We start from the raw sequence: 21,030 nt of genomic DNA on the forward strand, positions 1-21,030 counted from the left end.
TTTGTTGAAGCGGAGCTCGAACTGAGTGTTGCGGCGACGAAACAGGTGCGGCGGAGCGATCCTCCCGTCCGTGCTCGGGCTTGATTCATCACAGCAACTATTGACGTCGGGGCCGCCACACTTTTCGCCGGCCCGATGTCCCGGTTAAAGGTGTATTCGATCATGACTAAACAGTTCGACATCCCGGCTTCGCAGAGCTTCGAGCACCCCGCACCGAACCTTGGCGATACGCCCATCAAAAAACCGTTCAAACAGAAACTGCGGCCGTTCCTTATTGTCGGTCTGCCGCTGATTTTCGCCGTCGTCGGATTCGCTCGTTATCAGGCCGGCGCCGCCATTATCTCGACCGATAACGCCTACGCCCGGGTGGCGAAGGCCTCGATCAACGCGCGGATTTCCGGGCAAGTGGTTGAAATCGCCGTCGAGGACAATCAGCCGGTGCACAAAGGCCAGGTGCTGTTCCGCATCGATCCGAAACCGTTGCAGATCGCCGTCAACCGCGCAGAAGCGCAGTTGAGCGTGGCGCGCCTGCGTATCGATGGACTCAAGGCCAGCTACCGTCAGCAACAGGCGGAACTGCAATCGGCCAAAGAGTCGGCCGATTTCGATCAACGGGAATTTGCTCGCAAGAAGGCGCTGGTGGCGACCGAGTTCGTCTCGCGGGCCATTTACGAACGCGCCGACACCGACTTCAAAGTGGCCCGGCAACGGATTGCGTCGGTTGAACAACAGATCGCCAGTACCGTTGTTGCGCTGAATGGCAATCCGAACATCGACGCCGATACCCACCCGACGGTTCGTGAAGCCAAGGCTCAGCTCGACGAAGCGCAGCTCTACCTTTCCTACGCGACGGTGTATGCGCCGGATGACGGCATCGTCGCCAAGGTCGACGATTTGCAGGTCGGCAACTACGTTAACAACGGCGCGCCAGCCTTTGCCCTGCTGTCGGATCGCGAGATCTGGGTGGAAGCCAACTTCCGCGAAACCGACGTCACCCACATGCGCCCCGGCCAGGCGGCGACGGTCAGTATCGATACCTATCCTGATCACGTTTTCAAAGCCCACGTGACCAGCATGAGCCCGGGTGCCGGGTCGGACTTCGCCCTGCTGCCACCGGAAAATGCGACCGGCAATTGGGTCAAGGTGGTGCAGCGCGTACCGGTGCGGCTCGAACTCGATGAGACCGATCCTGCGTTGCCGCTGTTCTCGGGCACCAGCGCCACGGTCAAGGTCGATACCGGCTACCGCACGCCGTGGTGGCAACCGCTCAAGGCTCTGTTGACCGCAGGTAACTTCTGATGAACGCCAACCTTGCCGGACCTCAAGGTGCGGGAACGTTAAGGTTCGCCGCGCTGCTCGCGACTTACATGCAGTCGGCGAACCTGCCGCTTCCGAATGCTGTGCTCAGGTTGATTCAAGGCAGCCTGTCGATGACCGACGACCAGGCGGGCTGGATCTTCACCTCGTACCTGGCAGCGAGCGCCATCACCATGCCGATCGCGCAATGGCTCGCCGGGCGTTATGGGCTGAAGCGGGTTTATCAAACCGCGCTGGCCTTTTTCGTCCTTGGTTTGCTGCTCTCCACCCACGCAACGACGTCGCTGGAATTCATCGGGGCGCGCATTCTCCAGGGCCTGGCGAGTGGCGTGTTGGCGCCGCTGTCGATGGCGATTTCGCTGGAGACATTGCCCCTGGAGAAGCGTGCAAAATTCGGTGCAACCTGGACCGCCATCGTGCTGTTCGGCATCGTCAGCGGCCCGAGCCTGGGCGGCTGGATCGGCGAGCATTTCGACTGGCGCCCGATCTTCTACATCAGCCTTCCGCTGTCGGTCTTTATCTTCCTCGTGATGGCGCTGTTGCTGAATGAGAAGAAAGCCGAAAAGCGGCCGACGTTCGATTTCTTTGGCTTCGGCAGCTTCACGCTGGGGTTGATCAGCCTGCAAATGCTGCTCGACCGCGGTGAACGCCTGGACTGGTTTGCCTCGACCGAAATCTGGCTGGAAGCCATCGGCTGCGCATTGGGGGCCTACCTGTTTGCGGTGCACGTGCTGACCGCGAAGGTGCATTTCCTCAACAAGCGCTTGTTCAACGACCGCAATTTCGTGCTGTCGACGATCATCTTTTTCGCCGTCGGCTTCGTGCTGCTGTCGACCATGGCCCTGACCTCGCCAATGCTCGACGAGATTCTCGGCTATCCGCCGGACACCACCGGTTCCCTGACCATCCCCCGTGGTATCGGGCTGGTCGGCGCGTTCCTGCTGATGAACCGTGTGCCCGAGCGTTTCGACCGTCGGCTGTTCGTGGCGGCAGGCGTTGGCGTGGTGATTTATGCCAACTGGCTGATGCTCGGTTATTCGCCGTTGATGGACTGGTCGCCCGTGGCGTTGGCCGGTGCGGTCCAGGGCATTGGCATCGGCATCTTGATGCCGTCGCTGACCAAGGTCGCGTTCAGCACGCTTGACCCGACGTTACGCCCCGAAGGCACCGGTCTGTTCAATCTGTCCCGTGTGTACGGCAGCACGTTGGGCGTGGCGATTGTGCAGTTGTATTTCTTCAACAACACGCAAGCGATGCACATGGCACTCGTCAGTAACGTGACGCCGTATTCCGTCGCGCCGATGTCCCTGCCAGCACTGGCGGGGCTCAACGAAATGATCACCCACCAGGCGGCGTTTATCGCGGTGGTCGACCAATTCAAGATTTTGATGGTGGCGATGCTGGTGGTGAGCCCACTGGTTGTCTTTCTTCGCAAGCCCGTTCCGACCAACTAGTTTTCGTGGAGTTTGCCCAATGAAATCCAATGCGCACTTCCTCAACAGACAGCTGTTCAAAACCACCTTCGGTGCGGTATCGGCGCTGGTATTCCTGACCGCTTGCACCGTCGGCCCTGACTACCAATTGCCGCCGCCGAGCTTTTCGCAGCACTATGATCAACAGGCCGAGCAACGCCTCGGCCAGGGCGGCAACACGCCCGGCGAACAACGCATCGACTTGGGTAAAAAGGTCCGCGGTGACTGGTGGACAGCCTTCCAGTCGCCGAAGCTCAACAACGTGGTGCGTCGCGCCATCGAGGGCAATCTTGAGCTCGTGGCGGCGGACGCAACGATCCGGCAAGCCGCGTCTTCAGTGGCCGCAGCAGAAGGTGCACTGTATCCGCAAGTCGATTTTGGCGCGACGGCAGGTCGCCAGCGGGTACACAACGCGAAGGAGCCTGCCACTTCCAACTTCTATGCCATCGGGCCACGGGTCGGCTTTGACCTTGACGTGTTCGGTGGCAACAAACGCGTGATCGAACAGCAAGAAGCATTTGCCGCGCTGCAAAAGCATCGTTACGAAGCGGCGTACCTGACCCTGACCGGCGATGTCGCCAGCCAGGCGTTGTTGGTGGCTTCCGCCAACGCGCAGATCGCGGCCGTCGAAAAGCTGCTGGCCAATGACGCGAAGAACCTCGACCTCGTGCGCATGGCCCACACCAACGGCACCACCACGCAGATCGACGTTTCCCTGGCCGAAACCCGGCTTGCCCAGGACCGCACGCTGCTGCCGCCCCTCGCTCAGCAGCGCGATGCCGCACGTCACGCGTTGTCGATTCTGACGGGCAAAGGCCCGGGCGACTGGAGCGCGCCGGACTTCGATTTTGCCGAGTTTGTATTGCCGGCGAACGTGCCCGTCAGCGTGCCGTCGGAAATGGCCCACGGTCGGCCGGACGTCCTGCAAGCCGAGGCCGAACTGCACATGGCCAGCGCGGCAGTCGGCATCGCCACCGCCAATCTCTATCCCCGCGTCACGCTGTCCGCGTCGCTGGCGCAAGCCGCATCAGGCAATGGCGGCGCCGCGCTTTGGGGCTTCGCGGCGGGGATTGCAGGGCCGCTGTTCGATGGCGGAACGCTCAAGGCTGAGCGTCAGGCGGCGGTCGACGGCTACAAGGCGACGCTCGCCGGCTACCAGCAGACCGTCATTCAGTCGTTCGGCCAGGTCGCGGATTCGCTCCAGGCGATCAACCACGACGCCGAGCAAAACCTGGCGCAGGAAGACGCGCTGCGCGCCGCCGACACCAGCTTTCGCTTGAACCAGCAAGCCTACGCGCAAGGTGAGAACAGCATCCTACAGGTATTGGAAGCCGAACGTGCCTACGAGCAGGCGTTACTCGGCCAGATCCGCGTGAAGACCGCGCAATACCTCGACACCGTGCAGCTGTACGTGGCGCTTGGCGGTAATTCTGTCGGCGCGTTCGAGCAGCGCGTTGCCAGTCGTGAAGCAGCGAAACCTTCGTATCAATAGCCAGAGATTGGAGTACAGACATGACTTACGAACCCTTCAACGATGACCTTCGCGACACGAAATTTGCACTGAACCACGGCTCCGTTGAAATGCCGGCCGTGGGATTTGGCACCCTGTTTCGCGACCTCAGCGTCACCACCCAAGCGGTCAAAGACGCGCTGGAAGCGGGCTTTCGCCATTTCGATTGCGCCGAGCGTTATCGAAATGAAGAACAGGTCGGCGTGGCCTTCAAGGAAATGCTGGATGCCGGAAACGTCCGCCGCGAAGACTTGTTCATCACCACCAAACTGTGGAACACCAACCACCGTCCCGAGCGCGTCGAACCGGCGTTCGAGGCCAGTTGCCGACGCCTCCAGGTGGACTACATCGATTGCTACCTGATCCATACGCCGTTTGCCTTTCAACCCGGCGACAACCAGGATCCGAGGGATGAATCGGGCCACGTGATCTACGACGACGGCGTTACGCTCATCGAGACTTGGAGGGCAATGGAGCGCCTGGTGGATGAAGGCCGCTGCAAGGCCATCGGCTTGTCGGATATCACCCTGGAAAAACTGCAGGAAATAGTCGAAGTGGCGCGGATCAAACCGGCCGTGGTGCAAGTCGAGTCCCACCCGTACCTGCCGGAATGGGAACTGCTCGAGTTCTGCAAACAGCATGGGATTATCGTGCTTGCGTTTGCGCCGCTGGGTCACGGCATGGAGCCTAATGTCCTGCAAGACCCGGTGATCACCCAGATTGCCCAGCGTGTGCAGAAGACCCCGGCGCAAGTGGCGTTGGCCTGGTCGGTGCAGCGTGGAGTGGCGTTCCTGACCACGTCTGCGACACCGAGTCATATCCGGGAAAACTTCGATATTTCGACCTTGCCGCAAAGGGCCATGGTTGAAATTCAGAACGACATCACCACCAGGATTCGATTCAACTCAGTGGTGGAAACCGGTGTCCCAGGATTTATTCCGCGCAAGAAGTAACCCATGATGACGGGGCGGCCTTACAAGGCCGCCTCTTCTTTCCATCCCTGCGAGGTGAAAACCATGGACGTGTTCCAGACCCTGCGGTTTTTCGTGGCGGTGGCCCAAAGCGGCAGCTTTACGGCGGCGGCGGAGGTATTGGACACCACCACGACCAACGTTTCCAAAGCGGTTTCCAGCCTGGAAGCCAGGCTTCGCACACGCCTGATCAACCGCACAACCCGCCGTCTGGCGCTGACCGAAGCCGGCCTGCGTTACCTGGAACGTTGCGAGAGGATTCTTGAAGAGGTGCGGGAGGCCGATGAGGAAGCGGGCACCGCGAACACCCAACCTGTGGGCCGCCTGAAGATTCACGCGATGGCCGCCATCGGCAATCACTACGTGATCGATGCCGTTGCCAGGTACAGAGAGCTGCACCCGACGGTCATGTTTGATTTGACACTGACCAATCGACTGCCGGATCTGCTGGAGGAGGGTTACAACATGTCGATCGTGCTGGCCCGGGACTTGCCCGATTCAGGCTTCGTGGCGCAGCGACTCGGCATCACCTACAGCATTCTCTGCGCCTCGCCGGCGTACTTGAAAAAACGCGGACAGCCGGAATCCCCGGCCGCGCTCGCCGAACATGACTGTCTGAAAATCGTGAATACGGTGATGCCGGTTGAAAACTGGGTATTGGAGGGGCCGGATGGCGTGGAGACCGTCAGCGTTCCGCTATCACCGTTCCACATCAACACCGCCGATGGCATGACCGTCGCGATTACCAACGGCATGGGGATTGGTATCCAGCCCATCGCGTCTGCGGTCGATGGCCTGCGAGCCGGCACCTTGGTGCGCGTATTGCCCGGGCACCACCTTGAAGCGCTGAATCTGTATGCGATCTATCCGTCACGAAAGTTCGTCGATGCAAAAATAAAGACCTGGGTGGAGTTTCTCAAATACTCCATTCCGGACGTGCTGGCTGCGGATGAAAAAATCGTCGGCTCAGCGAAAAAAAGATGACGTTGCAGGCATGGAGTGTCGACCCTCCATTTTCCTGACTGGCTTCAACCATTTGAACATCCAGTGCCCATGACCTGGTACTGAAGGACATGGCGTTGACCCTTGGAATCTTCATAGGTCATTCGGGCCGGGACCGGGCCGCACTCGTCTGCAATCTCTGTCACGGTGATGATTTTCTTGATGTCCAGTTTTGTACCGTAGGAGTAGCTTTCAACCGGCGTTTTAATGGCTTCGGCCTTAGACGGGTTGTCGCTTGCAAAGGCCTGTGCGCCTATACCGCCCAGCGCCAGGAACAGCGCAATTTTTAAAGCTTTCATGTCGTTCACCTTTTCGTCTTGATTGACCCGGCGTGAGCCGATGGAGACGGACTCCATTGGCTCACCGGGTAGAGACGATGCTAGGGGTTTACCGAACCCTCAAATAGCGGCCCGCTGGACAAACACTGTTGCCGGATTACGCATGAATGGCAGGCGTCGAAAAAGCCAATGGCGTTGCGTCTGCGCCTATGGCATCGTCGAAAAAAATACGTCGTACAGCGAACAGGATCAGAACGATGGAGGAGGGTGATGAAGTCGGCGCAACGCCGTCGATGGCAACGCTGAAAGCGTTCAATCGTTGCGTGCTCCATCTGGGGCGGCTGGCTCGGGAACGGGGCGCCTCGCAGTTCATCGCCGAAGGCCTGCAAGCGTTCCGCCAGCTGGTGCCCTTTGCGTCGGCGTGGTGGGGCGAGATGTCCGCGTCAGCCGCCAACGCACCGCCTAAAAGCTGGATGCACGGGCGCATCAACCTGCCCGAATCGTTCGCCGCCGAATGGCACAAGAGCGCGGGCCGCGACAAGTTCTCCCATGACACTTTGAGTCAACCCGGTGCGGTCGTGCGCGACAGCGGGTTCACCGACCCCGATGAAGCCGTGGACGCCTTCGCTCGGCGCCACGACCTCTACCACCCGATGTGCATCACCTTCGAGTTGCCGGAGAGCGGTTTGATGTTTTTCGTCTGTCTCTACCGCGGCATTGATGCTCCGGCGTTCAACGACAGCGAGGCCGGGTTGTTTTCGGCCTTCTGCGACCACCTGTTGCAATTGTGGCGGTTCCAGGTGCAAGACATGATCCGCATCGACACCGGCAACGGCGCGACCGACTTCGGCGTGGCGCGTTTGGACGGCAGTCTGTTGTACGTCGGCGCAAGCCTGTGCGCCGCCATTCAGCGCGAGTTGCCCGGGTGGAGCGGTTCGATGCTGCCGACCGAGGTGATTGCGCAACTGCAAAAAGCCCCGTGTGTGATGCGTCTGGGCCGCTGTGCGCTGACGCTGAGCCCGAACTCGGAGCATGTGATTCTCTCGCTCGAAGCGCAGTCACGCGCAGCAGTGCTCGCGCCACGGGAGCGGACGGCGGCGATGCTGTTTGCTGCCGGTCATTCCTACAAAGAGATCGCGAAAATCCTGACCTTGAGCCCGGCGACCGTGCGCACCTATCTGCGCAACTGCTACTTGCAGCTTGGCGTCAAAAGCAAGGTAGAACTGGGTTCCGTCCTGCGCGACGCAACGCGCCGCGATTAGCTTCGCCAATCTCCCCAACTAAAATGCAAATGCTCTGTGGATATTGCTGATCAGCTAAGCAATTTCTAAGGTGACGCAACTTTTGTAGCTGCTGGCGAAGCCTGCGGCTACGGATCGCGTTTCGGCTTAACTGATCAACATTATTTCCTTTTGGTCTATTTGTGTTGCCCCTCCTCATTTGTGGAGGTCCCGCAGGCGGCCGCGCTCTATAGGGTAGGCCCTGCAGATCAGGGGCTTGCACGGCAGTCTGCCCGAGCCACTTCCAAAACTATAAAAACAGAGGTGAGGCAGTTGAAATTTTCCAGGCTGTTTATCGCGATTGCGACCACTACGGCAGTTTCTTCCATGGCGCTGGTGGGGTGTCAGACCCAGGGCTCGATGCCCGCTGAAATGGTGATGCGCAACGGCTACATCTACACCGTCGATGGCCAGAACTCCGTACAGCAGGCGATTGCCGTGACGGGTGGGAAGATCGTCTATGTCGGCAGCGACGAAGGGGTTTCTGCGTACATCGGCAAGCAGACCCAACTGATCGATCTGGCCGGGCGCATGCTGATGCCGGGCTTCATCGATGCGCATATGCACCCGGGGGACGGCGGCCGCGCCATGACCTTGTGCGACCTCAAATACCAGACAATGACGCGCAAGGTGTTCCAGGAAACCATTCAAGCGTGCCTGGACGCCGACAAGGACAAAGGCCCCGATGTCTGGCTCGAAGTGGGCAGCTGGGACCGCATGGGCATGGACGGACTCGACGGCGACCCGGACAAATCGACGCTGGACGCGCTCAAGACCCAGCGGCCGATTCAGGTTCGTTCCACCGACTTCCATACCGTGCTGACCAACTCCCGCGGCCTGGCAGTGGCCGGCATCAACAAAAACACCGCCAATCCGAGCGATGGTAAATACGTGCGCGACAGCGCTGGTAACCCGACCGGCATCTGCGAAGACGGCGCGGCCGATACCATGGCTGCCGTGGTGCCGCCCGCCACCGACGCAGAGAAACTCAACCAGACCCGCGCGGCGCTCGACGCGATGCGCCAGCAAGGCATCACCAGCTTCTTCGATGCCTTGTCGGGGCCCGAAAGCGGCAAAGCTTTCACCAGTCTGCAGCAGTCAGGCGAGCTGACGGCCCGAGCCTTGCTGGCGATCAAACTGGACCCTGCCGCCGCTGCGGATCCGACAAAAACCATCGCCGACGCCAAGGCATTGGCCACGACTTACGATCAGGGAGAAGCCAAACCCGCGCCGGGAGTGAGCATGCGCCACGTCAAATTGTTCATGGACGGCATCATCAATGCGCCGGCAGACACGGGGGCCATGCTGACGCCGTACCTGCGCAATGCCGGCACCGAAAAGGCGCCGAAGTGGACTCCCGGCACCAACGTCGGTGAGCTGTACTTCCCGCCGCAAGTGCTCAATCCGTTGCTGTTGCAAGCCGTGCAGGCCGGCCTCGACCCGCACCTGCACGCCACCGGCGACCGGGCAGTGCGCGACTCACTGAACGGCATCGAATACGTGCGCCAGCAATTACCCGGCAATGGTTTTCGCCCGGCCATCACTCACAACGAGTCCGTGGATCCTGCCGACTATCCACGTTTCAAGGCACTCGACGTGACTGCCAACATGTCCTTCCAGTGGGCCCAGCAGGCGCCGTCCACGGTCGACGGCACCAGCGATCACCTGGGCGTCCAGCGTTTCGCCCGCATGGAGCCGTCGGGCAGCATCGCCCGTGCCGGCGGGCGCGTGGCGTATGGCAGCGACTGGCCCGTCGACCCGCTCGACGAGTTCCTGGCGCTGAAGATCGGCGTCACCCGCTCAGGCGACCCGCAAAACCCCCACAGCTACGGCCCCAAGTACGCTGGCCGGCTGAATGCCGACCCAGCGCTGTCGCGCACGGAGGTGCTGCGCACCATCACCATCAACGCCGCCGAGCAGCTGAAGCTGGACGCGGTGGTCGGCTCGGTGGAAGTGGGCAAGTTTGCTGACCTGATCGTCCTCGACAAGAACTTCATGCAGGTGCCTGAGGAAGAACTGGCGCGCAATAACGTGGTGCTGACGATGGTTGGAGGCAAGATCGTGTGGGCGAAGGCGCCGTTTGTGGGGCTTGAACAGCGGACGGCTCAAGTGGCCATGACTCAACAACAGTAAGAACAACTGCCTGCCCCAAGGCCCGTGGGTCAAACCTAATCCCTGTGGGAGCGAGTTTGCTCGCGATGGCGGTGTGCCAAGCGACGTTAATATCGACTGACACGCCCTCATCGCGAGCAGGCTCGATCCCACATGGATCGCGTTTAACCGCCGGACATTGGCGTCTACCCATAACAAGAGAACACCGCAATGACCCAACAACGAAGTCCCCTGATCGAGACCCGTTCGATCGATTACATCCCCGAGGCCGAGCGTCATGGCAGCCTCTACAGCCAGTTCACCCTGTGGCTCGGCGCCAACCTGCAGATCACGGCCATCGTCACTGGCGCGCTCGCCGTGGTGCTGGGCGGAGACGTGTTCTGGTCACTCATCGGCTTGCTGATCGGCCAATTGCTCGGCGGCGCAGTCGTTGCCTTGCACGCCGCCCAGGGGCCCAAACTCGGGCTGCCGCAGATGATCTCCAGTCGTGTGCAGTTCGGGGTCTATGGGGCCGCCATCCCGATTGTCCTGGTGTGCCTGATGTACCTCGGCTTCAGCGCTACCGGCGCGGTACTGTCGGGGCAGGCCATTGCCCAGTTGATCCATGTCAGCGACAGCGCCGGCATCCTGATTTTCGCCGCCTGCATCGCGTTCCTGACGATCTTCGGCTATCGGGTCATTCACCTGGTCGGACGGGTGGCCAGCGTGCTGGGCATCGTTGCCTTCGCCTACCTGTTTACCCGGCTGATGACGCTCAACGATATTGGCCTGTTGCTGGAGAACCGTCACTTCGGCTGGAGCACCTTCTTGCTGGCTGTGTCGCTGTCCGCGTCCTGGCAAATCGCCTTCGGCCCTTACGTGGCCGACTACTCACGCTATTTGCCGAGCAAAACCTCGTCCTGGAAGACCTTCGCTGCCGTCGGCCTGGGGACCGTGCTCGGTGCCCAGGCGTCCATGGTGCTCGGCGTATTCGCGGCAGCGTTGGCCGGTGCGAATTTCCGCGGTCATGAAGTGGCAACCATCGTCGGCCTGGGCAGCACCGGGGTGATGGCCTCGCTGCTGTATTTGAGCGTGGTGTTCGGCAAGGTCACGGTGTCGACGCTCAACGCGTATGGCAGCTTCATGTGCGTGGCGACGATCATCAGTGGCTTTCGCAGCCGTCTCGAGATCACCGCCCGCCAGCGCATGGTGTTTGTGTTGTTGATTGTCGCGGCGTCCACCACGTTGGCGTTGCTCGGTCAGTATTCGTTCCTCAACTCGTTCAAGTACTTCATCCTGTTTCTGCTGACCTTTTTCACACCGTGGAGCGCGATCAATCTGGTGGATTACTACTTCATCAACAAAGAGCGCTACGACATTGCGGCGCTGTCCGATCCGGCGGGCCGTTATGGTCGCTGGAACGTGCGCGGCATCAGCGTGTATGTCGTCGGCGTGTTGATCCAGTTGCCTTTCGTCGACACGCATTTCTACTCCGGGCCGATGGTCGCGCAGCTCGGCGGTGTCGATATTTCCTGGATCGTCGGGTTGGTGGTGCCGGGCATTCTCTACTACCTGCTGGCGAGAACATCAGCGCTGGCGGTGTTGCCTGAGCAGCCTTCAAAGGCCTGAATCAAGGACTTACAAAGTGAATGCGCCGGTCACCGGCAGGTCTTGAAGCGTCTCCTATACTGATCCGCGTTGACCGGTTCAACACAGATCCCGAATGCCGTTGGAACAGCGACTCGCGTTCCGACGGCTTCCCTACGAACTCACCCTCAGGAGAACGATCATGACCATCCGCATTGGCGACGAAGCACCGGATTTTACCGTCGAAAGCACCGAAGGCACGCTGCATTTCCATGAGTGGATCGGCGACAAGTGGGCGATTCTGTTCTCGCACCCCAAGGACTTCACCCCGGTGTGCACCACTGAACTCGGTTACATGGCAGCGCTCAAGCCGGAGTTCGACAAACGCAACACCAAGGTCGTCGGGCTCAGCGTCGACCCCGTCAGTAACCATGCAAGCTGGGCCAAGGACATCGAAGAAACCCAGGGGCATGCGGTCAACTACCCCATGATCGGCGACGAAAACCTGGTGGTGGCCAAGCTCTACGACATGATCCACCCGAATGCCAGCGGCGGCGCACGCACGGCCGTGGACAACGCCACGGTGCGTTCCGTGTTCATCATCGGGCCGGACAAAAAGGTCAAGGCGATGCTCATCTACCCGATGAGTGCCGGGCGTAACTTTGATGAAGTGCTGCGCCTGCTCGATGCGCTTCAACTGAACGCCAAACACACCGTTGCGACCCCGGTAAACTGGCGTCCGGGTGAGGACGTGATCATCCCGACGTCGGTGTCCGATGAGGACGCGAAAAAGAAATACCCGGATGGTTTCAAGACGGTGAAACCTTATTTGCGCACGGTGGCGCAACCGAAGTAACCCCTACGGAGACCCCAGGCATGGCCGTTCAAGTCTTGCGTGTCGAGGCAACGCACATCGACACAATCGCCCACCTCTTCGACGCTTATCGAGGCTTCTACGGCCAGCCCTCGAACCTTCAACAGTCCCGGGATTTCATCGCTGAACGCATTGCCCGGGATGAATCCGTGATCTTTTTCGCATCGGACCTTACCGGTAATGCGCTGGGGTTCGTCCAGCTGTACCCGACGTTCTCCTCCATTGACGCCCACCGCACCTGGCTGCTCAGCGACCTCTTCACCGCTCCCGAGGCCCGGGGGCAGGGCGTGGGGAGGCTGCTGATGAACGCTGCCCGAGCCTTTGCACTGTCGACAGGCGCCAAGGGCATGGTGCTGGAAACGGCCACGGATAATTTCGGCGCACAGCGGTTATACGAGTCGCTGGGTTACGTGCGCGATCCGGGGTATTACACCTACTGCCTCGATTTGAAGCAGGGTTGACCAACGCATAACAACCTCCCTCATCAATAAGCTGCCGAGCCTGCGAGGCTGCGTTCGGCAGCTGCTACAGGGGCTCTGTGATACCTCGCTGGAACGTGGTTATCCCGCATTCGATCAACGCTGCGGCAACTTCCATCGCTCGCGCCATTGCTCATATTGCCCCTCAGGCATCTGCACCAAAACCGGAGATTCACGCGGATCCAGCCACTCGAACAACCGCGAAATATCACCCTGGTCCATCGCCGTACACCCCAACGTCGGCGAGGCAGGCCCGCGCCAGATATGGAAAAAGATGCACGAGCCGTCACCCGGTGACGCCGGCGTGTTGTGCTCGATAAAGATCCCTTTGCGATACCCAGCCTCTTTGCGCATCTGCTCGGAGCTGTTCCAGTCCTTGGTTATCGCCGCGCCGTCGACCAGTTCGTTGTAACGTTCGGATTTGCTGTCATCCACGCATTCGGTGGCCGAGGTCAGCGCGAGATAAGGCAGTTTTGTATCGCCCGTTGCATCGTAGCCAAACGCCGTTCCAAGCTTGAACATCCCCGCAGGTGCTTTTCCATCGCCTTCACGCTTGACCGGTCCTTCACCAGGCTCAACGTTGCCCAAACCCTTACCCCACGCCAACCCGTTCTTGCCGACCACCACCGCAAACCCGTCACCGACTTTTCGAAAGCTGGTCCCGTCTCGTTCATAGCGCTGGGCAGTGCCCTGAATGTCATCCCAGTTTTTTGTGGTGACCACAATCAGTTGGTGGCTGCTGTCCAGCACCTCGCTGGCACTCAACGGCGTGATGGGAAAATCCATCACATTCTTCGGTGCTCCGTCTCCACCGAAAGTGAAGTGCCACCACTCTTTCGAGTAGCCGGCAAAACCCTCTTTTTCCATGGCGCGGCTGAGTCGCTGACGGTTTTCTTTCGCCGTCGCATTGATCGTCGGGTTGGCGGTGTGCGCACGCTCATCGAAGCAATCGTACCCGGTGCCCATGTCGAGTGCGCCGTCGTGCCAGCGCTGGACATAAGGCGCGGTGCAATCAACTTGCGCGGCCTTGGGTGTCCAGGTATCGGCGGGCAGAGCCTTGGGACCGATGAGCGTCAGGTCCACGGTCGAGCCTCTGGAGTGATTCGACACCCGCGCCACATACCCCAGGCGCCAGAAGTCCTGCTTGTCCACGCGCGGATAGAACTCGGCTTTGCGCGGGTCCCCCGGCTCAGTCGCAAAGCGGCCCATATCGGCCACCGCCCGGCTGGGTCGATAGCAGTCGAACACCTTCAAGCCATAGCCTTGCTTTTGAAGTGCCTGTTGCACCCGGGCGAGGGCCTGGGCGGTGTCCAGCGACAGCAGGCACTCGGCAGCGGCGTATCCGTCGAGTGAGTGTCCGGTGAAGTTATGGGCGCTGGCGTAGCGAATGTCTTGCACGATGGTCGGATCAATCGTGCGCAGGTAGACCATGTTGTCGGGTCTTGGCTCAGCACTGGCGATGCCTGGCAGGATGACGCTCAGCAACAGCAGTGACCGCAGCCACGAGCGGGCTGGCAGGTGGCGGCATTGAACTGGCAAGGGTAGCGAGGAGGGCATACGAACCTTCAGGTTTAAGCGCATGGAGGTGTTGTCGAGTCCGGAGGACGCTTCAAACGGATCTTAAACCATGACCGCCAGTGTCTGGCTGATTCATGTTTAGGCGCAGGCATTACGGCCGAAAACGCAAAGGCGCCCACGATGCTGTCGCGGGGGGGGTGAAAAAGAGGCATTTTGCTGGCCCCGAAGCGTCACAGTTGTCGCCAAAATCACTTCATTTTCAGGTGGTTAGGCGGAATGCAATTGCGAAGAGTATTTGTCACGATGATCTCGTTTGCCCTGGCCAGCGTTGCAGCCTCTGCCCATGCCAAGGAGCTGGCGTCTAATGAACGGTATATGTGCAGCTGGGGGGCGGGCACGGCGGCGAGGGCCCAGGAACTCAAGCTGGCCGGGGTCTCCCTGTATGCCGCCCGGCAGAAGATACAGGCCTACAAATTCAGCAAGGCGTGGATGCGCATGATGGCGATGGGCATCACCGAGCAGACCTACGACAGCAAGTCGCGGTACAAGCCGGCGGACGTCCGGCAGAGCTTTTATGAAGAGTGCGTGCGGTACAAGTTGGCGCGTAAGTGAAAAAACAGGGTGAAGCCTGTTGCCAGCCAGCCTCGCTCCCACAGGTTCTGCGGTGTTGATTTGGTTTACAGCTCAGTTCAGGCACTGCGCCCCGGCCTTGGCCACTTGGGCATCCTGCTCGGCCTTGACGCCGGACACGCCGACCGCGCCGATCACCTGGCCATCGACGATGATCGGTACTCCGCCTTCAAGGGAGGTCAGCAACGGCGCTGACAAAAACGCGTAGCGTCCTCCGTTGACCATTTCCTCATAGCCTTTCGATTCACGCCGGCCAAGGGCCGAAGTGCGGGCTTTTTCGGTGGCAATGTAGGCGCCGATCGGGGCGCAACCGTCGAGGCGCTCCAGGGCTAGTGGATGGCCGCCGTCGTCGACAATCACGATGGTCACGGCCCATTGATTGTTCTGCGCTTCGTTGCGTGCGGCGCTGAGAATCCGGCTGACTTCGGTCTGGCTGAGGACGGCTTTGCTTTTCATGGGGATACTCCAGGGCTCGATGAGGGCAACGCCGCTTCGACCAGTTCGATCCAGTGGCGCACAGGGGTTCGGCCCGCACCGTCAAGGTGCGACTGACAGCCGATATTGGCCGTGACAATGACTTCGGGATGACCGCTTTCCAGCGCATTGAGTTTGTTGTCGCGCAGTTGCCGGGACAGCTCTGGTTGGGTCAGCGAATAGGTGCCCGCCGAGCCGCAACACAGGTGACCGTCGGGAACAAACGTGAGGTTGAAACCCAGGCGCGTCAGCAGCGCTTCAACCGCACCGCCGAGTTTCTGTGCGTGCTGCAAGGTGCAGGGACAATGGAAGGCCAGGCGCTGGTCGCTGTGAATGCCGAGCGTGTCCAGCGGCTCGTCGCGCAACACTTCAACCAGATCCCTGGCCAGTGCGCTGACCTTTCTGGCCTTCTCGGCATACGCCGGATCGGTGCTGAGCAGGTGGCCGTAGTCTTTGATGAAGGCGCCGCAACCGCTGGCGGTTTGCACAATGGCTTCGGCCCCTTGCTCAATGCGCGGCCACCACGCGTCGATGTTGCGGCGGGCGCGATCAAGGCCGGCCGCTTGCGCGTCCAGATGGTAATCGACCGCGCCGCAGCAACCGGCCTCGCGCGCCGGTGTCACGCTGATCCCCAGTCTATCCAGGACGCGCGCGGTGGCCGCGTTAGTGTTCGGCGACAGGCTCGGCTGCACGCAGCCTTCGAGCATCAGCACCTGCCGGGCGTGGCGGACGACCGGGCGCTGTCTGGCCGGGTACACGTGGCGAGGCAACTTGGCTTGCAGCGTGTTGGGCAACAGCGCACGGAACACCTGACCGCTGCTGACCAGCGCTTTGAACAACCCCGAATTGGGCACCACGCTGCGCAAGCCTTCACGCAACAAGCGCTGGTCGAGCGAGCGCGGCACGGCCGCATCGACCACCGCGCGGCCAATGTCGAGCAAGTTGTGATAGTCGACGCCCGAGGGGCAAGTGGTTTCACAATTACGGCAGGACAGGCAGCGATCCAAATGCTGCTGGGTCTTTTGGGTGACTTCGTTGCCTTCCAGCACCTGCTTGATCAGGTAGATGCGCCCACGCGGCCCGTCCAGTTCATCGCCGAGCAATTGATAGGTCGGGCAGGTGGCGTTGCAGAAACCGCAGTGCACGCACGTGCGCAGGATGCTTTCGGCTTCTTCTGCGCGGGGCAGTTGGCGGGCCTGTTCGCTCAAGGTGGTCTGCATGGGTCAAAGCTCCGCGTACAGGCGACCGGGGTTGAAGAGGCCCCGTGGATCGAGTTGGTCCTTCAAGTTGCGGTGGTAGCGCATCAGTGCTGCGGGCAGCGGATGGAACGGGCTGTCAATCAGGCCGTGGCTGTAGCAGGTCACGTGCCCGCCGACTTCCGCGACGATCGAGCGAATGAACGCCGCTTCGGCATCGGATTTGAGCCAGCGCTGGGCGCCGCCCCAGTCGATCATTTGCAGGCCGGGCAGGGACAGTCGAGGGGTGTTGTGCGGGACGGACAGGCGCCAGAGCGGCTGGTCTTCATCAAAGAAGCTCAATCGATGTTCGTTGAGATCCGCCCAGTACGAAGCCTCCAGCAGCTCGCCGCCCAGTCGGTCGTGCGCCGCCGCCACGGAGCCTTCGCCACCCTCAAGCCGTAGATGCAGGCGCTGACCGTCGTGGCACGCAGCGCTGATCGGCAGCGGTTGCTGTCCCCATTCGGCGAGGCGCAGCAAGGCGCGATCGCTGTCCATTTCCAGGCTGATGCTTAACGCTTGCCGAGGTTTGGGCAGCACTTTCAGCGAGACTTCGGTGATCACGCCGAGCGAGCCATAACTGCCGGCCATCAAGCGCGACAAGTCGTAGCCGGCGACGTTTTTCATGACTTCGCCGCCGAAGCGCAAATGCTTGCCGTGGCCGGTGATGACTCGTGTCCCAAGGACGAAGTCCCTGACCGAGCCTGACCACGGACGTCGCGGCCCGGACAGCCCACTGGCAATCATCCCGCCCACGGTGGCGCCTTCACCGAAGGAGGGCGGTTCGCAGGGCAGCATCTGCTGCGCTGCATCCAGCACGTCGGCCAGTTCTGCCAACGGCGTGCCGCAGCGCGCGGTGATTACCAGCTCGGTCGGGTCGTAGCTGACGATGCCGCGGTGGCTGCGCGTGTCGAGCACTTCACCCGCCGCGATACGGCCCAGAAACGCTTTGCTGTTGGCGCCCTGGATGCGCAGCGGCGTGGCGTTTTGCAGGGCCTGGTTAACCTGGTCCAGTAGCGCGCCGCTGTCATCGATATCGTGTTCGCTGCGCATCAGAAACGCTCCAGTTCAGGGAAGGGCATCTGACCCAGGTGAACGTGCATCGCACCGAATTCGGCGCAGCGATGCAAGGTTGGAATATTCTTGCCCGGATTGAGCAGGCCGCCCGGATCGAACGCGGCTTTGACCGCATGAAACAGGGTCAGCTCATCGCTGTTGAACTGCGCGCACATCTGATTGATTTTCTCGCGGCCGACCCCGTGTTCGCCGGTGATGCTGCCGCCGACTTTCACGCACAATTCGAGGATCTTGCCGCCCAGGGCTTCGGCGCGATCGAGTTCGCCGGGTTGGTTGGCGTCGAACAGAATCAGCGGGTGCATGTTGCCGTCACCGGCATGGAAAACGTTGGCCACCCGCAGGTCGTATTCGGCCGACAGCGCAGCAATCGCGTGCAGCACGCCGGGCAGCTCGCGGCGCGGGATCGTCCCGTCCATGCAGTAATAATCCGGCGAGAGGCGGCCTACCGCCGGGAACGCATTCTTGCGCCCGGCCCAGAAACGTACGCGTTCCGCCTCATCCTTAGCCTGGCGGACTTCGGTCGCACCGGCCTGTTCCAGCACCTGACGCACACGGTCGCAGTCATCGTGGACGTCGGCTTCAACGCCATCGAGTTCGCACAGCAGAATGGCTTCGGCGTCGACCGGATAACCGGCGTGAATAAAATCTTCGGCGGCGCGAATGGCCAAGTTGTCCATCATTTCCAGACCACCCGGAATGATGCCGGCGGCAATAATGTCGCCGACTGCACGACCCGCCTTTTCGACGGAGTCGAACGCCGCCAGCAGCACCTTGGCCGTCTGCGGTTTCGGCAGCAGTTTGACCGTGACTTCGGTGATCACCCCCAGCATGCCTTCGGAGCCGGTAAACAACGCCAGCAGGTCAAACCCGGGCGAGTCGAGCGCTTCGGAGCCCAGGGTAAGGTGTTCGCCATCGACGGTGAGGATGTCGACCTTGAGCAGGTTGTGCACGGTCAGGCCGTATTTCAGGCAATGCACGCCACCGGCGTTTTCGGCCACGTTGCCGCCGATGGAACAGGCGATCTGCGAGGAGGGGTCCGGCGCGTAATACAAGCCGAACGGTGCGGCGGCCTGGGAAATCGCCAGGTTGCGCACGCCCGGCTGAACCCGCGCCGTGCGTGCGGCGGGGTCGATGTGCAGGATGTTGTTGAAACGCGCCATCACCAGCAGCACGCCTTTCTCGAGCGGTAGCGCACCGCCGGATAAACCGGTGCCGGCACCGCGAGCGACCACCGGCACATGAAACTCATGGCAAAGTTTGAGCACGCCCTGGACTTCGTCGATATGGCGCGGCAGCACCACCAGCATCGGCGTAGTGCGGTAAGCGGACAGTCCGTCGCATTCATACGGCTTGAGTTCTTCGCGCTGATGCAGGATTTCCAGGTCCGGCAGGCGAGCGCTCAGTGCCTGGAGCAGGGCGGCTCTGTCGACATCAGGCAGAACGCCGTCGACGCGTTCATCGTAGAGGATGTTCATAGGCGGTTCACGACCCTCCGTTTGTTTTTATTAGAGGTCTGCTTGCGGTGAAAGCTCACTTGCATCATTGGCCTGACGCGTCCTACTGTCCATGTGTTGTTTGAGTGGTCGAACCAGTTCTTCAGGGGGTATTTCCACGCTTCTGAGAAAAATAACCGTCTAAACATAAGCTTAGGGTTGTATTCGAACGTGGCGGGTTTTATTGGTGAGGCTGGTCATACCAGTAGGAGGTTCGATGGAGAGTGCGAAAGTGCCCCGTAATCCCCAAGTCGCAGACGTGGTCTGTGAGCGCATAGAACGCCTGATCGTCGACGGGGTCCTCAAGACCGGTCAATTGTTGCCTTCGGAACGGCGCCTGACGGAGAAGCTCGGCGTCTCGCGCACAGCGCTGCGCGAGGGCCTGAATTTGTTGCGCGCCCGGGGGATTATCAAGACGGAGCAGGGCAAGGGATCCTTTGTCGCTGAACTGTCGGGCCACGGCGCCGCGTCGCCGCTGATGCATTTGTTCAGCTCACAACCGCGCACGCTTTACGATTTGTTCGAGGTGCGCAGCCTGCTTGAGGGAGAGTCCGCTCGCCTGGCCGCATTGCGCGGGACCGAGGCGGATTTTGTCCTCATCACCCGCAGCTATGAAGCGTTGCTCGATGCCCGCACGCGGTCGATGGAAGCGAGCGAACACGCCCGGCTCGATCATGCCTTTCATCTGGCGATCTGCGAGGCCTCGCACAACCCGGTGCTGGTGCAAACCTTGCGCTCGCTGACCGACTTGCTGCTCAACACCGTGTTCGCCTCGGTCAACAACCTCTACCACCGCGCACCGCAAAAACGTCAGATCGACCGTCAGCACGCCCGGCTCTACAACGCCGTGACCGGCCGCATGCCGGAGCAGGCGCGCAAGGCGGCCATCGCGCACATCCAGAGCATCTGCGAGAACCTCAGGGAAATCGAAAGCGAGGAGCAGCGCCTGGTCCGGGCCACGTTGCGCCTGGAAGGGTGGGCCTGAGGGCACCTTCGCCGGAAAGCTCGGGCGCACTCGATTTCAAGCTTCGTTCCTGGACAAATCCTCGGTTCTGTTCATGACGATGATGGCGTCGCCTCCACCCAAAGAGCTTGCCTTGCGCGGCCAGCGCGCTTTGAGAAATCGATCTTTGCCTACCCATGTCAGGCACACCTTGTCCGTTTGATTACCGCCCAGAATCCGGTACGCGTTGCTATCCTCGCCGGTATAGAACCCGACATGACCCTTGCCGCTGTTTTTTGATTCACGCCAGAAGACCATCACCGCGCCGAGTCGTGGCACGGTGGATTCGCCAAACTTTTCCCATTGCCGCGCACCCAGGGGATTCGAAGGAAGCACTTCTTCGGGCATCGTAGAACCCACGCAATGCGCTACAAACAGACCGCACCAAGGCACCTCGTCGCCGGGATAGTGAAGGTCGAGATCGTCGGCCCAATCCAGAATGGTGGGATTGTTCTTGCGGCCAAGGACTTCCCTGGTGCCTATCAAATTCTCTGCTTCCGCGAGCCACGGTAAAAGTGGTCCCGCAGGGATATGGTCAACGTCAGAAAACAAGGCGGAGGAGGTTTTGGGACCGACGATGCCATCGGCCTCCAGTCCAACGCTGTCCTGAAAGGCTTTCACTGCGGCGATGGTTCTTCTCCCCCAGATCCCGTCCACTTCGCCGGGAAAAAAGCCGTCGGCAATCAGTGCCTGTTGAATACTTCTTACCGTTTCACTGCTCATATCAATCTCCAGACGA

The 21,030-nt window shown here is 60.7% G+C and carries 19 protein-coding genes; 12 read left to right on the forward strand and 7 right to left on the reverse strand.

Annotated elements, in window-relative coordinates:
* Window positions 1-99: 99 nt before the first annotated feature.
* The 5 genes from K0F88_RS30175 to K0F88_RS30195 all read left to right on the forward strand — a co-directional run bounded on the left by K0F88_RS30175 (window position 100) and on the right by K0F88_RS30195 (window position 6,254).
* Window positions 100-1,299 (forward strand): HlyD family secretion protein, encoded by a 1,200-nt coding sequence (locus K0F88_RS30175; RefSeq protein ID WP_374039762.1) that lies wholly within the window; start codon window positions 100-102, stop codon window positions 1,297-1,299.
* Complete coding sequence (locus K0F88_RS30180; protein ID WP_094467990.1) at window positions 1,299-2,771, forward strand: DHA2 family efflux MFS transporter permease subunit; 1,473 nt, start codon at window positions 1,299-1,301, stop codon at window positions 2,769-2,771. The genes K0F88_RS30175 and K0F88_RS30180 overlap by 1 nt, the downstream gene beginning before the upstream one ends.
* 19 nt (window positions 2,772-2,790) lie before the next feature.
* Window positions 2,791-4,281: an efflux transporter outer membrane subunit gene (locus K0F88_RS30185; RefSeq protein WP_094467989.1), complete on the forward strand. Its 1,491-nt coding sequence runs from the start codon at window positions 2,791-2,793 to the stop codon at window positions 4,279-4,281.
* Window positions 4,282-4,301: 20 nt separating this feature from the next.
* A complete protein-coding gene (locus K0F88_RS30190; protein ID WP_094467988.1) occupies window positions 4,302-5,252 on the forward strand; it encodes an aldo/keto reductase in 951 nt (316 codons plus the stop codon).
* A 63-nt stretch (window positions 5,253-5,315) separates the two neighbouring features.
* Window positions 5,316-6,254 (forward strand): LysR family transcriptional regulator, encoded by a 939-nt coding sequence (locus K0F88_RS30195; protein WP_094468041.1) that lies wholly within the window; start codon window positions 5,316-5,318, stop codon window positions 6,252-6,254.
* Window positions 6,255-6,298: 44 nt separating this feature from the next.
* On the opposite strand, the gene K0F88_RS30200 is transcribed toward K0F88_RS30195, so the two are convergent.
* Window positions 6,299-6,571, reverse strand: coding sequence for a DUF2790 domain-containing protein (locus tag K0F88_RS30200; RefSeq protein ID WP_094467987.1), 273 nt, complete (start codon window positions 6,569-6,571; stop codon window positions 6,299-6,301).
* A 236-nt stretch (window positions 6,572-6,807) separates the two neighbouring features.
* On the opposite strand from K0F88_RS30200, the gene K0F88_RS30205 reads away from it, so the two are divergent.
* The 5 genes from K0F88_RS30205 to K0F88_RS30225 all read left to right on the forward strand — a co-directional run bounded on the left by K0F88_RS30205 (window position 6,808) and on the right by K0F88_RS30225 (window position 12,843).
* On the forward strand, window positions 6,808-7,812 hold the full coding sequence (locus tag K0F88_RS30205) for a helix-turn-helix transcriptional regulator (RefSeq protein ID WP_219097626.1): 1,005 nt from the start codon (window positions 6,808-6,810) through the stop codon (window positions 7,810-7,812).
* 291 nt (window positions 7,813-8,103) lie between these two features.
* A complete protein-coding gene (locus tag K0F88_RS30210) occupies window positions 8,104-9,963 on the forward strand; it encodes an amidohydrolase (RefSeq protein WP_219097627.1) in 1,860 nt (619 codons plus the stop codon).
* A 189-nt stretch (window positions 9,964-10,152) separates the two neighbouring features.
* On the forward strand, window positions 10,153-11,550 hold the full coding sequence (locus K0F88_RS30215) for a cytosine permease (RefSeq protein ID WP_219097628.1): 1,398 nt from the start codon (window positions 10,153-10,155) through the stop codon (window positions 11,548-11,550).
* 160 nt (window positions 11,551-11,710) lie between these two features.
* On the forward strand, window positions 11,711-12,364 hold the full coding sequence (locus K0F88_RS30220) for a peroxiredoxin (protein WP_094467986.1): 654 nt from the start codon (window positions 11,711-11,713) through the stop codon (window positions 12,362-12,364).
* A gap of 20 nt (window positions 12,365-12,384) precedes the next feature.
* Complete coding sequence (locus tag K0F88_RS30225) at window positions 12,385-12,843, forward strand: N-acetyltransferase (protein ID WP_094467985.1); 459 nt, start codon at window positions 12,385-12,387, stop codon at window positions 12,841-12,843.
* A 114-nt stretch (window positions 12,844-12,957) separates the two neighbouring features.
* On the opposite strand, the gene K0F88_RS30230 is transcribed toward K0F88_RS30225, so the two are convergent.
* Complete coding sequence (locus K0F88_RS30230; RefSeq protein ID WP_094467984.1) at window positions 12,958-14,418, reverse strand: M15 family metallopeptidase; 1,461 nt, start codon at window positions 14,416-14,418, stop codon at window positions 12,958-12,960.
* 237 nt (window positions 14,419-14,655) lie between these two features.
* Between K0F88_RS30230 and K0F88_RS30235 the strand changes: the two genes are divergently transcribed.
* Window positions 14,656-14,991: a hypothetical protein gene (locus tag K0F88_RS30235; protein WP_374039761.1), complete on the forward strand. Its 336-nt coding sequence runs from the start codon at window positions 14,656-14,658 to the stop codon at window positions 14,989-14,991.
* Window positions 14,992-15,063: 72 nt separating this feature from the next.
* Here the strand turns inward: K0F88_RS30235 and K0F88_RS30240 are convergent, their stop codons facing one another.
* From K0F88_RS30240 to glcD, 4 genes are read right to left on the reverse strand one after another with little or no spacing between them, the layout of a single operon-like run.
* Window positions 15,064-15,465 carry a heme-binding protein gene (locus tag K0F88_RS30240; RefSeq protein ID WP_010459048.1) on the reverse strand — a complete coding sequence of 134 codons (402 nt, stop codon included), beginning with the start codon at window positions 15,463-15,465 and terminating at the stop codon, window positions 15,064-15,066.
* Entirely contained in the window at window positions 15,462-16,703 is a 1,242-nt protein-coding gene (gene glcF, locus K0F88_RS30245; protein WP_094467981.1) for a glycolate oxidase subunit GlcF, read from the reverse strand. The genes K0F88_RS30240 and glcF overlap by 4 nt, the downstream gene beginning before the upstream one ends.
* A gap of 3 nt (window positions 16,704-16,706) precedes the next feature.
* Window positions 16,707-17,771 carry a glycolate oxidase subunit GlcE gene (gene glcE / locus K0F88_RS30250; protein WP_094467980.1) on the reverse strand — a complete coding sequence of 355 codons (1,065 nt, stop codon included), beginning with the start codon at window positions 17,769-17,771 and terminating at the stop codon, window positions 16,707-16,709.
* Window positions 17,771-19,270 carry a glycolate oxidase subunit GlcD gene (glcD, locus tag K0F88_RS30255; RefSeq protein ID WP_094467979.1) on the reverse strand — a complete coding sequence of 500 codons (1,500 nt, stop codon included), beginning with the start codon at window positions 19,268-19,270 and terminating at the stop codon, window positions 17,771-17,773. Before glcD ends, glcE begins: the two co-directional genes overlap by 1 nt.
* 235 nt (window positions 19,271-19,505) lie before the next feature.
* Between glcD and glcC the strand changes: the two genes are divergently transcribed.
* Complete coding sequence (gene glcC / locus K0F88_RS30260; protein WP_094467978.1) at window positions 19,506-20,273, forward strand: transcriptional regulator GlcC; 768 nt, start codon at window positions 19,506-19,508, stop codon at window positions 20,271-20,273.
* Between the two features lie 36 nt (window positions 20,274-20,309).
* Here glcC and K0F88_RS30265 read toward each other — a convergent pair whose 3' ends face one another.
* The gene (locus K0F88_RS30265; RefSeq protein ID WP_094467977.1) at window positions 20,310-21,014 is read right to left on the reverse strand and encodes a TIGR02594 family protein; all 705 of its coding nucleotides are present in this window, start codon (window positions 21,012-21,014) and stop codon (window positions 20,310-20,312) included.
* Window positions 21,015-21,030 lie beyond the last annotated feature (16 nt).

This window comes from Pseudomonas sp. UMAB-40 (genome assembly GCF_900095275.1).
GTDB classification, from domain to species: domain Bacteria; phylum Pseudomonadota; class Gammaproteobacteria; order Pseudomonadales; family Pseudomonadaceae; genus Aquipseudomonas; species Aquipseudomonas mandelii_B.

What these genes read in the sequence shown, in the direction of transcription:
- K0F88_RS30180 (WP_094467990.1), top strand. Translation starts at nt 1,299, where the DNA reads ATGAACGCCAACCTTGCCGGACCTCAAGGTGCGGGAACGTTAAGGTTC.
- K0F88_RS30185 (WP_094467989.1), top strand. Translation starts at nt 2,791, where the DNA reads ATGAAATCCAATGCGCACTTCCTCAACAGACAGCTGTTCAAAACCACC.
- K0F88_RS30190 (WP_094467988.1), top strand. Translation starts at nt 4,302, where the DNA reads ATGACTTACGAACCCTTCAACGATGACCTTCGCGACACGAAATTTGCA.
- K0F88_RS30195 (WP_094468041.1), top strand. Translation starts at nt 5,316, where the DNA reads ATGGACGTGTTCCAGACCCTGCGGTTTTTCGTGGCGGTGGCCCAAAGC.
- K0F88_RS30200 (WP_094467987.1), bottom strand. Translation starts at nt 6,571, where the DNA reads ATGAAAGCTTTAAAAATTGCGCTGTTCCTGGCGCTGGGCGGTATAGGC.
- K0F88_RS30205 (WP_219097626.1), top strand. Translation starts at nt 6,808, where the DNA reads ATGGAGGAGGGTGATGAAGTCGGCGCAACGCCGTCGATGGCAACGCTG.
- K0F88_RS30215 (WP_219097628.1), top strand. Translation starts at nt 10,153, where the DNA reads ATGACCCAACAACGAAGTCCCCTGATCGAGACCCGTTCGATCGATTAC.
- K0F88_RS30220 (WP_094467986.1), top strand. Translation starts at nt 11,711, where the DNA reads ATGACCATCCGCATTGGCGACGAAGCACCGGATTTTACCGTCGAAAGC.
- K0F88_RS30225 (WP_094467985.1), top strand. Translation starts at nt 12,385, where the DNA reads ATGGCCGTTCAAGTCTTGCGTGTCGAGGCAACGCACATCGACACAATC.
- K0F88_RS30230 (WP_094467984.1), bottom strand. Translation starts at nt 14,418, where the DNA reads ATGCCCTCCTCGCTACCCTTGCCAGTTCAATGCCGCCACCTGCCAGCC.
- K0F88_RS30235 (WP_374039761.1), top strand. Translation starts at nt 14,656, where the DNA reads ATGCAATTGCGAAGAGTATTTGTCACGATGATCTCGTTTGCCCTGGCC.
- K0F88_RS30240 (WP_010459048.1), bottom strand. Translation starts at nt 15,465, where the DNA reads ATGAAAAGCAAAGCCGTCCTCAGCCAGACCGAAGTCAGCCGGATTCTC.
- glcF (WP_094467981.1), bottom strand. Translation starts at nt 16,703, where the DNA reads ATGCAGACCACCTTGAGCGAACAGGCCCGCCAACTGCCCCGCGCAGAA.
- glcE (WP_094467980.1), bottom strand. Translation starts at nt 17,771, where the DNA reads ATGCGCAGCGAACACGATATCGATGACAGCGGCGCGCTACTGGACCAG.
- glcD (WP_094467979.1), bottom strand. Translation starts at nt 19,270, where the DNA reads ATGAACATCCTCTACGATGAACGCGTCGACGGCGTTCTGCCTGATGTC.
- glcC (WP_094467978.1), top strand. Translation starts at nt 19,506, where the DNA reads ATGGAGAGTGCGAAAGTGCCCCGTAATCCCCAAGTCGCAGACGTGGTC.
- K0F88_RS30265 (WP_094467977.1), bottom strand. Translation starts at nt 21,014, where the DNA reads ATGAGCAGTGAAACGGTAAGAAGTATTCAACAGGCACTGATTGCCGAC.